The organism is Legionella drancourtii LLAP12 (assembly GCF_000162755.2).
Lineage (GTDB): Bacteria > Pseudomonadota > Gammaproteobacteria > Legionellales > Legionellaceae > Legionella > Legionella drancourtii.
Window position 1 is genome coordinate 151701 of record NZ_JH413808.1, and the last position, 15510, is coordinate 167210.

The following is a 15510-nucleotide window of genomic DNA, read 5'->3' on the forward strand; positions in this document are numbered from 1 at the left end:
TAGTAAGACTAAGTTATTCTTGATAGTTTTTTTGTTTCGACGCAAAAATCATATCATTGAAAACTTGCTTTTTCATTTATATTTCAAAAACTTACAGCTTAAGTAAGTGCCATTCAGGTCTGACCCATAGCATAATCCCCTAATGATGCAAGACCCTCATAGCGTTTCGCATTAAATGCTTGCATCGGTTTTGTTACCTCAACCTCATACGGCAAAGAGAATGATTCTGTTTCTGCATTGAGCATAAAGACCTCTTGCAGAGCATAAACACTATTTTTCAGGGCAAATTTCTCTTGTAATAATTTTTGCGCTTTGACTACGGTCTGATAATTTTTACACAAGGTTTTATCAGTCTGCTCATGCTGATCACGCTCGCGCTCTAAAATAGAGTTTAAAATGTCATTAATAGGGTTAAGCGCATTGGGCTCACGCTTGTAAGGGCTCTCGATGCATTCTTTAGGATCCCATAGTAATTTTTTTTCCCAATTATCGCCATATTTTTGTGTGCCTAGTTCAACTGCGCCATAAAATTCCCCTTCCTCAAACGTCTTTTTTTCCTCATTATACTTTTTAACGTACTCGTTATCGGTGACACAACCCCATTTGGTATAAATAATACCAACATCTAAAACACTAATAATTGCCGAACCATTATTACGCATTCCCATATCATCGATGCGACAAACGTATTTACAATTTTGTTTTAACATCTCCAACTCATTCTCATTACACCAAGGATGAAGTTCCAAGTAAGAATTATTTTTTGCCGTTACCTCTGTTTCAAGAACGCTCTTAGCTTTTTGCCAATACTCTCTTTTTTCCTTGCTCTCATTACTTTTAAGTTTGTAAGGACAGTTTTGTTGATAGTCTTTCAGCGCCTGTGCACCATAACGCTCAGCAAACAGGGACATCATTAATTTAGAATCTTGCGGATCGCCTGCAATAATGACGACGGGGCAAGGCATAATAATTGTCTTGTTCTTCACCCTCTTATTAATTTCTTTGGCAATGGTTAATGCTTCATCAAAACCTTTTCCAGGTCTAATGGTACCAAAACTTAAGATATTTGGCTTTTTATTTATCACGTCTATAGGGGAAGACGGGGTGCCACTTAAGATTTGCGCAGCAACCGTCAATTCAGCTTTGTCTTCTAAATTATACTGAGTAATTTGCCAGTTCTTTTCTTGATGACGCTTTTTATCTAAATCACCATTCTTGGATGCTGCAATGGCATTTTTCCGATCTTTTTCGTTAAAGAATAAAACGGTATCGGCTTCGCGCAACAAATCATGAATCATTTGTTGCAGGTGCGGTCGCGTATAATTTTGTTTGTATTCATGAATGGTGATATTAACGGCTATTCCAGCTTTTTTGAATGTACGAATATCCTCTAACATAATGAATGCACCTGTATCAGGCACACGAATATGAATGTCAAGCCCTTGTTTCAAGGTATCGCCGGAACCCTGCATTTGCCGTACTAAGTGGTCAATTACTTTTTTGCGATCAGGATCTTTTGCCGCTATTTTTAGTACTTTATAAAATTCGTCAGCTATTTTTCCCGGTAGATTCGCTTGGCGCAAGCCAACTTTTTTTGTTTCAAAATCATAATAGTTATCTTTTATCCCAGTTAGCTGATTGTTGAAGCCAATCAAATTCTCATCATTAAAATCTGGCGCCTCAAATATCTTTTCTAGTTTTTTTAAAAAAGCCCCTGCCTGCTTGTATGATTTTGCTTCATCCGCAGTTAGTCTCTTTGGTTGCATAGTCTTTAGGTTTTGCAAATGTTCTCTGACCTCCTCAATGCCAAAGATGATATTCCCCTGAGTCCCCTGGAAGCCTAAACGTAGTAGCTTCCCTTCTTTATTTAAGATGATTTGTGGTGTTCTGCGCGTGATTTTATCTTTAATTAATTTTTCTGCTTTTTCTAAAGAGTTATCCTTTTCACAGAGATAACCACTCACCACCGTACGTCCATTGGCAACAGGTTGCAATACATAAACACTAGGGATAGTTTGTGCAGGGATGGGCTGAAGGTCTTCATGAGCAGGAAGGGAATAATGCCCTTCTTTTTGTTTTAGCCAAATACACTTAGTTGGACTTCCATGCTTATTAAAGCCAGTGACCAAAGATTGCGCATATTGCCCATCACCGGTTTTTGCATCTTCATCGAACGGAGCGGTGAGTAAAAAAATTGTTTCCGGCATGAGCTGCAAAGAGATTAGCGTTTTATTTATCGTCTCTATGGCTAAGGTCAACGAAGTTGTATTTAAAGGTTCTGCTTGCTGAAGAATATTGAGCATCATCTCATCTAACTGCTTAAGTTCATTCTCATCTATATGTGGCTTAATAAGCTCTCTAAATGTGTTAAAAGCCGTTCCAATTTCAATACTATCGTCCTTCTGTTTCATTGCCTCTAAACACTGTAATAATTGCTTAGCCGAATGAACGATATCGCTCTGACTCATTGCCCATCTCCAAAATTATGAATACAACAGATTCGAATTATAATAAATAATTATTAAGAGAGAGTTAAGATTAACCTGATTGACCTATACAAAAACAAAAAGACATCGTAAAAATCGATAACCGTAAAAATTAGACACTATTGGGCTTAAAAAAAGAAAGGTTACTAAGCACTCTCATTTAAGCCAAGCCTTTTTTCAACTTGAACTCGAAAATGCAATATAAGGGGTATATAATTCAGCCTGTTTTGCAAATTTTAAAGGCTAATAAATAAATGAGTGCTTCACTTTGTGATATAGCAAATCTGGTAGACGGAGTAGTCATAGGAGATGACTCAACGAAAATTTCTGCCTTATCCCCCATTGACAATATTGTTCCAGGAACGCTGGTTTTCGCCGACAGTAAAGAAAACCTCAAATTAGCGGAAGCCTCTCCAGCAGCAGCAATTTTGGTAACCCCCAAAACCACCCTGTCTGAAAAACCATTAATCCAAGTACCACATCCATTAAAAGCATTTATTACGTTGCTCCATTATTTTCATCCTTCCCCACAAATCACCCCTGGTGTTCACCCTACGGCCGTTATCGGGAAAGGAGTACGATTAGGCGAACACGTCTATGTTGGCCCTTATGTCGTTATTGAGGAAGGCTGCTCGATTGGTGACAACAGCGTCCTCAAAGGACATATTCATATTGGCCGTGGTGTGAGCATCGGTGACCATACGACCATTCATCCACAAGTAACCATCTATGATCACTGTCAAATTGGCTCTAGAGTAACCATTCACGCATCAACCGTAATTGGCTCAGATGGCTTTGGCTACACCTTTATTGATGGCAAACACCTCAAAGTGCCACATATGGGACGCGTCGAGATTCATGATGATGTGGAAATAGGTGCCAATACGGCTGTAGATCGAGCCACCATGGGGGCTACCGTTATTGGTGAAGGCACTAAAATTGATAACCTGGTCCAAGTCGCACACTCGGTTAAATTAGGAAAACACAATATTCTTTGTGGCTTTACCGGTATTGCCGGCAGTTGTACCACCGGAAACCATGTAATTTTTGCTGCCAACGTTGGCGTTAGCGATCACGTCCAAATTGATAATGGTGTAGTTTTAGGTGCGCGCACCGGCGTTCCCCCCAATAAACACTTAAAGGAAGGAACCGTTTATTTTGGCAACCCAGCACGCCCCAAAGAAATTGCCTTAAAACATGAATTATCGGTTAACCGCATCCCATTAATGCGAAAAAACATTAAAATTCTTGCGGAGCAAGTGGCTTTATTGCAGAAACAATTATCTAAATTAGAGGCACAATAGTCATGACCGCTCCCCTAATCCTCATCGATGGCTCTTCCTATTTTTTCCGCGCCTTTCATGCGCTCCCCCCGCTGACCAACTCCAAGGGTCAGCCTACCGGGGCAGTCTATGGGGTGGCCAATATGATTAAAAAGCTAATTAAAGATTATCATCCTGCAGAAATCGCGGTAGTCTTCGATGCAAAAGGCAAAACGTTTCGGGATGAGTGGTACCCAGAATATAAAGCGCATCGCCCCCCAATGCCTCAAGAATTAAGTTCACAATTTCAACCATTAATCCAATTATTGGCAATAATGGGGCTGCCATTATTGATTATTGACGGTGTTGAAGCGGATGATGTTATTGGCACCTTGGCAAGACAAGCTACTGAACAAGGCATTCCAGTAGTTATCTCAACTGGTGATAAAGATATGGCACAGCTTGTTAATGAGCATGTTACGCTAATCAATACCATGAGCAATTACACGATGGACGTTGCCGGGGTCAAAGAGAAATTTGGCGTGGAACCTGCGCAAATCATTGATTATCTCACCCTAGTTGGCGATACTTCGGATAATATTCCAGGCGTCAGCAAATGCGGTCCAAAGACAGCAGTTAAGTGGCTCAGTGAATATCAAACATTGGATAATTTATTAGCGCATTCCCATGAAATAACGGGTAAAATTGGCGAATATTTACGCGCAAGTATTCCTCAGCTACCGCTGTCGAAAAAATTGGTGACGATTAAAACAGATATTGATTTGCCGTTGAACTTGGGGGAGTTACACCCTAAAGCAGTAGCCAAGGAACAATTAATTGAATTGGTTCGCGAACTTGAATTTAAAAACTGGCTTAAAGAATTATTAGAGCAAACAGAAAATCATGCGAGCCTAACTACAGAAATGACGCTTAGCCCCTCGACCTATGAGCTGGTTACCACTCAAGCCCAACTCGATGACTGGCTCCAACAGCTCGAAAATTGTCAAGTATTTTGCCTTGATACAGAAACCACCAGTTTGGATATTATGGCGGCGGAAATTGTCGGTATTTCCCTGGCAATTGAAGAAAAAAAAGCGGCATATATCCCCTTTATACATACCGATGGCAGCGTGCAGCTCCTACGTGACGAAGTATTTGCAGCCATAAAACCTATTTTAGAAAATCCAGCCATTAAAAAAATCGGCCAAAATATTAAATACGATTACTCCGTACTCAAAAATCATGGTATTCATTTGCAAGGATTGGCCTACGACACCATGCTGGAATCATATATCCTCAATAGCAATGCCGGCCGTCATGATATGGATACCCTGTCGTTAAAATATTTAGGCCATAAAACCATTACCTTTGAAGATATTGCAGGTAAAGGTGCCAAGCAGCTGCGTTTTGATCAGATTCCTGTAGATAAAGCGAGTGTCTATGCCGCAGAAGATGCAGACATCACCTTGCAATTACATCATAAACTTTACCCAATGATGGCGGAATCCTTACATTCTGTTTTTAATGACATTGAAATGCCATTAATCCCTGTACTTGCAGAAATGGAGTTACGTGGTGTTTTAATTGATGCCAACACGTTAGAGCAACACGGTAAGCGCTTAAAAGAGCGGATTAAAATTCTCGAAGAAGAAGCAATACAGTTAGCCGGAAAACCGTTTAATCTGAGTTCACCGAAACAATTACAAGAAATACTGTTTAACGAACAAAAAATTCCTGTCATCGCCAAAACACCAACGGGACAACCATCTACTGCCGAATCCGTATTACAAGAATTGGCCTTTGATTACCGACTGGCAGCCGTCATCCTGGAGCACCGTGGTTTAACTAAATTAGTGTCTACCTATATTGATGCCCTGCCTAAAAAAATTAATGCCGAGACCGGAAGAGTGCATACCTCGTATAACCAAGCGGTAGCAGCCACTGGCCGCCTCTCCTCAAGCGAACCTAATTTACAAAATATTCCCATTCGCAATGAAGAAGGCAGGCTAATTCGTACCGCGTTCATCGCCCCTCCAGAACAGGTGATTCTGGCAGCCGATTATTCACAAATTGAATTACGCATCATGGCGCATTTATCTCAAGATGAAAATTTGCTGACCGCTTTTGCCAATGGCTGGGATATTCATACAGCAACCGCGGCAGAAATTTTCCATATCGCCCGAGAGGAAGTCACATCAGAACAACGCCGCCGCGCCAAAGCAGTCAATTTTGGCTTAATTTATGGCATGTCCGCATTTGGTTTAGCCAAACAAATTGGCGTGGAACGTCAAGATGCCCAGAACTACATTGATACTTATTTCCAACGCTATCCTAAAGTCTTAGAATACATGAATCGTACCCGCCAACAGGCACATGAACAAGGTTATGTGGAAACGCTCTGTGGACGACGCTTGTATTTGCCTGAAATTAATACCCGTAACCTAATGCGCCAAAAAGCCGCCGAGCGCACTGCGATTAATGCGCCAATGCAAGGCACTGCAGCAGACATTATTAAAAAGGCAATGATTAATATTGCTAAATGGCAAAATGCGCAGGCAACACCTCCGGCACGCATGATCATGCAAGTGCATGACGAATTGGTTTTTGAAGTAGCAAGTCAAGAAATTGAAGCCAGTACAGTCAAAATCCGCCAGTTAATGGAACAGGCTATGCAACTTTCCGTGCCACTCCTAGTCTCTATAGGTACCGGCCCCAATTGGGATGCAGCTCATTAAAACCCCTCCTTCTCCTCTTGGGTCAAGTTATTGAAAAAATCAATGAATTGCTTGATGGTTTTGTGGAAAAAAAGAAATAGAACTCAAGAAAAAAGAACATCCAACGGCAAAAAGGTGCAATTGATTCGCTATTTTCTGTAGTACAGATGGCAAAAGTATTGGTACAGTGTAAATAAAATGCATGGCTTTCCAGTACTTAGCCGTTCACGGTTACACCGAGCTCGACCTTCCTTCCTTGACAGCGATGACTTGGGAAAAGTAGGGCTCTTAATTTAAATTTCCGTATCGTGCGCCAATAAACGTCTATTAGCCCGAAAATAAGTTATTGGTGAGCACTCCAATAAGTCAGATAGCTTTTCCATATAAATACAGGCAAAACGGTCTACTTGATAAGCAAAATAACTTTCCTCAGCTCCAGCGCGAAATACACGTTCCCATTTTGGATTAAAGAAGGTTTGTTGTTCTTTGAGTAATTTTGTCAACTGTGTATCAATTTTATTGATTTGCGATTGCAATTCTTGAATTTCTTTACTGTATTGCTTAGACCCCTCATCAATACTCTGAGTGTGCAGCTGCAAGTATTGATATTCTAAAGTCTTTTTGACGTCCATAGCTTCACTGATTTGTTTTTCTATTGGTAAGGCCTTTGTTTGCGCAGCAATTTCTTCACCGAGTTCTTCAACAACTAAAGCAGTACGCCAATTACAATCCTTTTTCAAACGAACAATATCACCATAAATGTGATCGCCGATGTAAAGAATTTCATCACCGCGCACTTGTAAATCTTCCGTAAATTTTTTCGCGTTACCACCTTGATATACTCCAGAAACAATTGGCCCACTAATGTTTGTCATCGTACCCGTTGCTGGATGTACCGCTAAAAAATGCAGATTATCGTAAAAAAAACGGGGTTTATTGGCTAAGGTAATGACAAATTCAAATAAGTCACTCCAACTTTCTCTCTTCGCTAAAAAAGGAGTAATCGCATATTCTAGCAAGAGTTTGGTATAGGAGTATTCCGAGTTCGTTAAAATAAATATTTTTTTACCATGATGAATAAAGTGCTTCAGACCATCCACCAAGGCACGATCTTTAATCACATAGGTAGACAGATTTTTACTGATAATTGTTTTTAAGCTGCCATCAGAATGAACTTTATCCACACAAAACTGCACGTCTTGCGCGATGGCTTGATAGTTCGGCATACCATCATTTAAAGTATCTTTTAATTCGACTAATTGACCATATAAAACACAAAAAGCAATGGAAAATGCGGTATCAATGGCCATGTAATTAGGATCATTCAAATCAACATAAGTACTACGGTATATTCTTTGTTGTTCTGCATAATCAATTAATTTAGTGCCATGATAACTTTGTCGGATTGCGCCATAACGACTAAGCTTTAAAATATTCCCATTTTTGCAATCAACCACTAGCCCACGAATGGCATCACGATAATTAAAATTCAATTTTTTAATAATTTCGGGATAATGCTTCACCGCAACCAATTGTTCTTTCACTAATTGGTAAACCAATGATTCAAAGTTTTCCGAATGATAACGAATCAAGGTATGATCCATATCCAGACCAATCAATTTGATTTTTTTCATGTTCAAAATGCGATTTACAAAAACTTTACATGTGCTCATTATTCTAAAACTCAGTTAATTAAAAGCCACACACCAACCAAAAAGCGAAGGTGGTTTACTTCAAACGCTTCACGCCATCCTTAGAAGCAGCCAAAATAACATCTGCCAAGCGGTGAGCAAATACTCCATTCTCAACAACACCAGGAATCAGATTAATACGCTCTTCCAAATCATGAGGATTATTCATGTTTAGGTTAAAGACATCCAGAATAATATTACCATTATCCGTAACAAAACCTTCGCGGTATTCTGGATCACCGCCTAAGAGCACTAATTGACGCGCCACCATACTGCGTGCCAGGGGAAGTACTTCAACCGCAACAGGAAACGCTCCTAACTGAGGCACTACTTTAGACTCATCAACAATGCAAATAAACTGTTTTGCTACTTGGGCAACAATTTTCTCGCGCGTATGAGCCCCCCCCGCCCCCTTTGATCATTGAGCCGTGTACAGTCACTTCATCTGCCCCGTCAATATACACCGGCAAATCCTGCACCGCATTTAAATCAATAACCGGGATGCCGGCAGCACGTAACAATGCCTCAGTGGCTTTGGAACTGGAAACACAAGCATCGATCTTATGCTTGATGGTCGCTAATTCTTTAATAAAAAAATTAACGGTGGATCCGGTGCCAACCCCAACCACACTATCATTTTCAATATAATCCAAGGCAGCTTTTGCCGCCTTAATTTTTAAATCGCTCATTGAGAATTAGTCCCCCTTCTTTGCCTTAACACTTCATACAAAGAAACGCCTGTAGCCACAGATACATTCAAGCTGTCGACACTACCTGACATAGGCAAAGAAAATAAACCATCACAATGCTCACGAGTTAAACGACGTAAGCCTTCCCCTTCGGCCCCCATCACAAGAGCAATAGTTCCGCGACAATCAACCTGATATAAGGAATGCTCAGCTTCACCTGCAGCACCATAAATCCAAACCCCTTGTTCTTTTAAAAGATCCATGCTGCGTACTAAATTAGTTACGCGCACTAAAGGCACTGATTCAGCCGCCCCACAGGCAACCTTACTGACCACGGGAGTAATGCTAGCACTTTTATCCTTGGGGATTACCACAAAATCAACACCTGTAGCATCTGCCGTGCGTAAACACGCACCAAGATTATGGGGATCAGTGATGCCATCAAGAATCAAAATTAAACCAGGGCTTTTACTCGATTCTAATAAAGCTCGCAGATGCGATTCGTTATAATCAGGCAAGGCTGAAGCACTGGCGACAATGCCCTGATGATTAAATTCAGCAAAACGCTGATTCATTTGTTGGGTACTTAATTTTTCAATACCAATGCGCGCTTGCACTGCTTTATCTACTAAGTCCTGCAATCGCTTATCTACTCTATCCTGACTTACAAAAAGCTTCTTTGTTGTCCGGTGGGGATTCGCCAATAAAGCAGAAACCGCATGCACCCCATAAACAAACTGCTCACTCATGACTTACTGTATCCTCTGCTACGGGCTCAAAATCTATTTTACGTTCATCTAAATCAACCCGAGCAACCAAAACCGTCATTTTGTCGCCCAAGCGATAAACCTGGCCACCGCGGGTACCAATAAGCCGATGTTTTACCGAATCAAAAGTGTAGTAATCATTCTTTAAGGAAGTCACATGCACTAGACCTTCAACATAAATTTCATCGAGTTCAACAAAGATACCAAAATTGGTTACGGCTGAAATACGACCACTAAATACCTGCCCTAACTTATCTTGCATGTATTCACACTTAAGCCAGCTAACTACTTCACGTGTTGCTTCATCAGCACGACGTTCAGTCATCGAAGAATGTTTGCCTAAACGATTCATGTCTTCGTGCGTGTAGCTAAATTCATCCACCGGATGATTATCGAGCAAATGACCAATAGCGCGATGAATTAATAAATCAGGATAGCGGCGAATCGGCGAAGTAAAATGAGTATAGGCCGAATAGGCCAGACCAAAATGGCCTTCATTCGCTTCAACATACTGCGCTTGTTTTAACGAGCGCAACATAACTGTTTCAATTAAATGTTTGTCAGGGCGATCACCAATAACATTCATCGTGCGCTGGAAATCTTTAGGACCAGGCTTTTTACCACCACTTAGCTGCAATCCTAATTCCCCAAGAAACTGTCTTAACGCCGTAATTTTGTCTTCTTCAGGAGCCGCATGCACACGATATAAAGTAGGAATTTCTGCTTTTTCCAAGAAACGAGCCGTAGCGACGTTAGCAGCCAACATACATTCTTCAATTAATTTGTGTGCATCATTACGAATTACAGGCACAATGCATTTAATTTTTTTATGCTCATCAAATTCAATACGTGTTTCTGTGGTCTCAAAATCCATAGCCCCACGTGTTTTACGCGTGGCTAATAATACATGGTACAAATCATATACTGATTGCAACATCGGCCATAAAGAGGCATGTTGCTCATCAGTAGCGCCTTGTTCAAGCCAAGAACCAACCTGAGTATAGGTTAAGCGAGCGTGGGAATGAATCACGGCTCGATAAAAACGTGAGCGCGCAATTTTACCATCAGCGCTAATGGCCATCTCCGCCACCATACACAAGCGGTCTACATGGGGATTAAGTGAACATAAACCATTGGATAAAGCTTCAGGCAACATAGGCACGACTTTGCCCGGAAAATACACTGAATTACCGCGTCGAGCCGCTTCTTTATCAAGGGCGGAATCTTGCTGCACATAATTACTGACATCAGCAATGGCTACATAAAGTTGAAAGCCACCTTTAGGCTTTTTATAACAATACACTGCATCGTCAAAATCTTTAGCATCGTCGCCATCAATAGTCACAAAAGGAAGGTTACGTAAATCAGTGCGTCCAGCAATTTGCTCTTCAGTAACTTGTTGCGGAATTTTAGCAACTTCAATACTTACGTCTTCTGGCCATTCAAAAGGAATACCATGAGCATGAATAGCAACTTGTATTTCCATCCCTGGAGCCATGTGCTCACCAAGAACATGCAGGATTCGACCAATGGCCTGTGTCCGTTTATTAGGAAAGGCAATTAATTCAACTAAAACCATTTGCCCATTCTTAGCATTATTGACAAACTCTGGTGGAATGGAAATATCCTGCGTTAAGCGTTTGCTGTCCGGTAAGACAAAAGAGATGCCGTGCTCAGTAAAAAACGCCCGACAATTGAGGCATTCGCATGCTCAAGCACTTCATGAATTTTAGCCTCAGGTCTGCCGCGTCGATCAAGCCCTACTTTATAGGCAAGCACCACATCGCCATGCATCACTGCACGCATTTCTTTGGCCGACAAAAACATATCATCGGAGCCGTCATCAGGGATGAAAAAACCAAAGCCGTCAGGATGGCCTTGCACAGTTCCACGCGATAAGTTGATTTTTTGCATAAGGCAAAAACGACCACGCCGATCCTGCATGATTTGCCCATCACGCAACATTGCTTTGAGCCGAAATCCCATAGTGTCTTGCTTATGCTCATCTAAATGTAATTTATCAAATAAATGAGTACGCGACATCGGTTTTCCATATTCATTAAGGATGTCCATAATGAATTCGCGACTGGGAATTGGATCGGCGTATTTTTCACTTTCCCGTTCATAATGAGGATCTTTTGATTTTTTACTCACCGTTCACCACGTTGTTGTATTTTATTATCATAGTATAACTTAAATATAATTTGTTCTGTTCTACCACTTATCCAGGTAAGTAGCAATGAATAATTAGGATCATTGTGGAAGCACATAACCACGCGCACCAACTGCTGCGGTCAATGCGGATAAGGACATATTCTCTGCGGCCCAGAAACTTCCTTTAGCATTCTCAGGAAATTTCACTTTGCCCCATTTACACACCGCAATAGCTGCTTCACAAGGCACTTGTTGTTCATGTCCAGGCCGCGATTCAATACAGTTTAAAACAAAAGGCCCTTTAGCCAAAGATAAAGCAGACCAATTTTCACTTTGCAAACGGCTAGTCCAACCCGCACTGGCGCCAGGCTCAGTCACCGGATGGGTAATCCATAGATCGACCGCCGTAAGATTATGAATAAAGACTAAGCTATTTTTTGTAGCCTCGACAGTAACCGCTTCGCCCTGAACTTTTACCGCTTGGCAGCCTGCAGGCAAGGTGGATTCAGCAGCCATGACTGCCGGTGCCAGAAATAAGAAAACTAAAATTGCTAAAATGTTCATATTGTTCTCCAAAGATTGCTATCTCTTTAATTGAATAGCAAAAATTATATAATTACCAGATATTGCTTACTAGCATTCGTTGTTAAAATTAGTAGGACTGTTGACATTTCATGCGCTTCAGCGACAATCAACTAATTAACGTTTAGGAAACCAAACAAATGCATATCTGGGTAGATGCCGATGCTTGTCCCAAAATGATTAAAGAGGTTTTATTCCGCGCCGCCAACCGCACGAAAACTTCGCTAACCCTGGTGGCAAATGCCTTTCTCACGTATCCAAACTCGCCATTTATTCGCGCCGTCCAAGTAGAAAAAGGCTTCGACCGCGCCGATCATTATATTGTAACGCATATAAAAGCCCATGATTTGGTCATTACCGCTGACATCCCTTTAGCCGCAGAAGTCGTTGCCAAACATGCTCTGGCCATTAATCCACGTGGCGAACTATATAACGAACACAACATCAGGCAACGTTTGAACATCCGTGATATCAATGAACAATTGCGCGCTACTGGACAAAATATTGGTGGGCCAGTAGCCTTAAGTATCAAAGAAAAAACCGCTTTTGCAAATACCCTGGATCGCTGTCTTGCGAAAAAACGATAGCAACACGCCTATATAATTACGTAGATTCTACCGCTTTTTTTAGGTTAAACTGCAAATATTTTCAATTTGTAGGATAAAAACATGCCCAAAACGATTCAAACTTCAGTAATTACCATGCTTCATAAGGATAGCATTATTCAGTGGAAATCCTCCGGGGTAGTGCATCAATATCAAGATTTTTATCGCCTGGTTGAAGAGAATCATGCCTTTAACTATCAACTTTGGCACGCGGAAGATCGAGCACGTCGTGACGATATGGGTTATGAGTTTGTCTATCATGCCAAACGTGAAATAGACCAGTGCAATCAATCACGAAATAATCGGATGGAAGCTATGGATACCTGGCTTTTTAACCTATTGCAGCCGGCAGAACATACCCTGTGCCCAGTAAATTCAGAATCCCCTGGGATGATTATTGATAGACTATCAATTCTATCCTTAAAATCGTACCACATGGCATTACAAGCAGAGCGTCAGGATGTTGATGAGACACACCGAAAAAATTGCCATAATAAATTAATTGTTATTCAGCAACAATTAGGACAATTATCGCATTGCTTAGAACAACTCCTTGCGGAAGTACAAGAGAAAAAACGTACATTTAGAATCTACCATCAATTTAAAATGTATAATGATCCTAGCTTAAACCCTGAACTATACTCGGGCAAGAACCAAGACGAGTAAGCGGTGGCGGTTGTGAAGTTGTTGCTTTTGGTGGCGGGACTCTAAAGAGGCTCCAACGATGAAGAAAGAATGGCTTTGGGGGAAGGGGATCAGGCGAAGCTTCTTTAATCGGTTCGCGTGGCTCCCCCACATCCCGTGTTTGTGAGGTATCCATCGTATTTTCAGCCTTATCTTTTCCGGCGATTCCTCGTGCTAAAGCGCGCAGCGCTAAAACGACAGAAAATAAGGCTGCGCTGCTCAGCGTTAACATCAACATTATCGGTGCATCATGCTCATGAGCTTGTGGATCGGCATCTTGCAATGGCGTGCTCACAAAAGTAGCAAAATTATTACCTTTAGAGATCCCCGAAAAGAAAGAACGCAGGATTTCAAACCACTCCTGAAAAGTACTTTTTGGTAAACATTCCGGATTCGCCGCTTTGTTTAGTAATTCTTTAAATTCGCTTGTAGGCAAACAATCTGGAGTGATGTCGACCTTTATTTTATTTTTCATGTCGACAAAAGGACATAACGGGTCGACTTCCTGCTGCTTTAATTTCTGCATATGCGAGTAATGAGCATAGATGTTATAAGCGATAATCCCGATAATAAATGCTAATCCAGAAGCAATGCAGGCAATTAATAATGCGGAAGGGAAAACTGTTGCGGTCACAGAAAATACTGCGGTAACCATAAATAAAAAACCGGCTAATATACCGTAAGCAAATAAACCATTCTTGGTGCCCTGTAAGATTGCCATCAGATAAGATGGAGTCGCTTGATGTTTTAATAAATGATGTAATTGCTCAAAGCGCTCAATAAGCGCCACTATGTCTTTTTGCAAATTGTCGCGCTCAATAAGCTCAACATTATCTGGCAAAGCTAGCAACGTCGCATAAGCAGTTTCTAATTCTTTGGATACCAGGGTCAATTTACATTTAGTTTGACTCGTAATGAGCTCCAATTGCTCACAATATTCATCATACACTCGAGAGATAACACAAATTACAATATACAAAGCACTAATTGCGACCATCGCCATGAACGCAGGAGTAGGCAATAAGGCCAGACTTACGAGTCCTGCATAAAGATATAAACCATCAATTAAACCACTAAGAGCCACCGATAAGTAAGCCTGTGTGCGTGTTACAGCGCTTTGATGGTGAATTTTATCTTTATCCTTTCCTGCTAAATAAGCTTCATGCTTTTCTTTGCTTAATGAGCGCTCCTTTTCGATTACCATTACAAACTGTTTATTATCCTTAATCATTTGCCTGCGGCTTTTTCGCATCGTCAGTAGCCACATACGATTCACCGCAGCAATAGCCCCTAAGGCCAATCCCACGGGAATAAGCATGCATTTTAAATCAACAGCGCCGAGTAATCCCAAAATTTGTACGGCCGTTTTCCAGCCCTTATAGGCATTTTTCATACCTTTCATCGTATCGCGGAAATAAGGCCAGGCTGCGACGATAAACTGTTTGGCATCAACCCCATTCTTATCACCGGCTTTTTTCCCTTTACTAACGACGTCTTTATCTTTTTTGTCACGCTCAAAGTAACTTGCCAAAAAGGAAAATGCGACCAGAAAAAGCGCCTCAGCGGTAATCGCCGCTATGCCCTCGGGCGAAATCATGATTTCGTGCATTAACACCGGATCATTATTATTGGAAATAAATACTTCAAAAAAGTATTTAAACATACTGTAGGAGGAACTTAGGGCATCTAATATATTGTAAGCATGAAGAATTTTGCGGTCATCATTAAGTTCTTTAGCAAGAAGTCGGGTTTGCGCGTCAATACGGCCAGCAATTGCTAGTAGGAAAACTAGTTCTCTAGGTTTTATCGATGCGTCTTCTTCACTATTAGAAGGCATGTTTTCACATAGGGCCATCAGTTAAGATGCTGCGTATTA

At 41.1% G+C, this 15510-nt stretch carries 9 protein-coding genes and 2 pseudogenes; 4 read left to right on the forward strand and 7 right to left on the reverse strand.

Annotation, left to right across the window (positions count from 1 at the left end; genetic code table 11):
* Nucleotides 1-113: 113 nt before the first annotated feature.
* A complete protein-coding gene (locus LDG_RS04800; protein WP_006870043.1) occupies nt 114-2468 on the reverse strand; it encodes a glycosyltransferase in 2355 nt (784 codons plus the stop codon).
* A gap of 272 nt (nt 2469-2740) precedes the next feature.
* Here LDG_RS04800 and lpxD point away from each other — a divergent pair, with 272 nt between their 5' ends.
* Both lpxD and polA read left to right on the forward strand, forming a co-directional pair.
* The gene (gene lpxD, locus LDG_RS04805; RefSeq protein WP_006870044.1) at nt 2741-3790 is read left to right on the forward strand and encodes a UDP-3-O-(3-hydroxymyristoyl)glucosamine N-acyltransferase; all 1050 of its coding nucleotides are present in this window, start codon (nt 2741-2743) and stop codon (nt 3788-3790) included.
* 2 nt (nt 3791-3792) lie between these two features.
* On the forward strand, nt 3793-6483 hold the full coding sequence (gene polA, locus LDG_RS04810; RefSeq protein WP_040534503.1) for a DNA polymerase I: 2691 nt from the start codon (nt 3793-3795) through the stop codon (nt 6481-6483).
* A gap of 272 nt (nt 6484-6755) precedes the next feature.
* Here polA and LDG_RS04815 read toward each other — a convergent pair whose 3' ends face one another.
* From LDG_RS04815 to LDG_RS04835, 5 genes and pseudogenes are all read right to left on the reverse strand, one after another.
* Entirely contained in the window at nt 6756-8135 is a 1380-nt protein-coding gene (locus tag LDG_RS04815) for an HAD-IG family 5'-nucleotidase (protein WP_040534505.1), read from the reverse strand.
* A 55-nt stretch (nt 8136-8190) separates the two neighbouring features.
* Nucleotides 8191-8842: pseudogene (rpiA, locus tag LDG_RS04820) on the reverse strand (ribose-5-phosphate isomerase RpiA).
* On the reverse strand, nt 8839-9591 hold the full coding sequence (gene rlmB / locus LDG_RS04825) for a 23S rRNA (guanosine(2251)-2'-O)-methyltransferase RlmB (RefSeq protein ID WP_006870050.1): 753 nt from the start codon (nt 9589-9591) through the stop codon (nt 8839-8841). The pseudogene rpiA and the gene rlmB overlap by 4 nt, the downstream one beginning before the upstream one ends.
* Nucleotides 9584-11763, reverse strand: a pseudogene (gene rnr, locus LDG_RS04830) (ribonuclease R). Before rnr ends, rlmB begins: the two are co-directional and overlap by 8 nt.
* Nucleotides 11764-11862: 99 nt before the next feature.
* Nucleotides 11863-12327 carry a hypothetical protein gene (locus LDG_RS04835; RefSeq protein WP_006870053.1) on the reverse strand — a complete coding sequence of 155 codons (465 nt, stop codon included), beginning with the start codon at nt 12325-12327 and terminating at the stop codon, nt 11863-11865.
* 158 nt (nt 12328-12485) lie between these two features.
* Here LDG_RS04835 and LDG_RS04840 point away from each other — a divergent pair, with 158 nt between their 5' ends.
* Entirely contained in the window at nt 12486-12932 is a 447-nt protein-coding gene (locus LDG_RS04840; RefSeq protein WP_006870054.1) for a YaiI/YqxD family protein, read from the forward strand.
* Between the two features lie 81 nt (nt 12933-13013).
* Nucleotides 13014-13616, forward strand: coding sequence for a DUF4254 domain-containing protein (locus tag LDG_RS04845; RefSeq protein WP_006870055.1), 603 nt, complete (start codon nt 13014-13016; stop codon nt 13614-13616).
* Here LDG_RS04845 and LDG_RS04850 read toward each other — a convergent pair.
* Nucleotides 13570-15471, reverse strand: coding sequence for a hypothetical protein (locus LDG_RS04850; RefSeq protein ID WP_006870056.1), 1902 nt, complete (start codon nt 15469-15471; stop codon nt 13570-13572). The genes LDG_RS04845 and LDG_RS04850 overlap by 47 nt on opposite strands.
* Between the last annotated feature and the right edge of the window lie 39 nt (nt 15472-15510).

Coding starts and splice junctions, on each gene's coding strand:
- LDG_RS04800 (WP_006870043.1), bottom strand. CDS start 2,468: ATGAGTCAGAGCGATATCGTTCATTCGGCTAAGCAATTATTACAGTGT.
- lpxD (WP_006870044.1), top strand. CDS start 2,741: ATGAGTGCTTCACTTTGTGATATAGCAAATCTGGTAGACGGAGTAGTC.
- polA (WP_040534503.1), top strand. CDS start 3,793: ATGACCGCTCCCCTAATCCTCATCGATGGCTCTTCCTATTTTTTCCGC.
- LDG_RS04815 (WP_040534505.1), bottom strand. CDS start 8,135: ATGAGCACATGTAAAGTTTTTGTAAATCGCATTTTGAACATGAAAAAA.
- rlmB (WP_006870050.1), bottom strand. CDS start 9,591: ATGAGTGAGCAGTTTGTTTATGGGGTGCATGCGGTTTCTGCTTTATTG.
- LDG_RS04835 (WP_006870053.1), bottom strand. CDS start 12,327: ATGAACATTTTAGCAATTTTAGTTTTCTTATTTCTGGCACCGGCAGTC.
- LDG_RS04840 (WP_006870054.1), top strand. CDS start 12,486: ATGCATATCTGGGTAGATGCCGATGCTTGTCCCAAAATGATTAAAGAG.
- LDG_RS04845 (WP_006870055.1), top strand. CDS start 13,014: ATGCCCAAAACGATTCAAACTTCAGTAATTACCATGCTTCATAAGGAT.
- LDG_RS04850 (WP_006870056.1), bottom strand. CDS start 15,471: ATGCCTTCTAATAGTGAAGAAGACGCATCGATAAAACCTAGAGAACTA.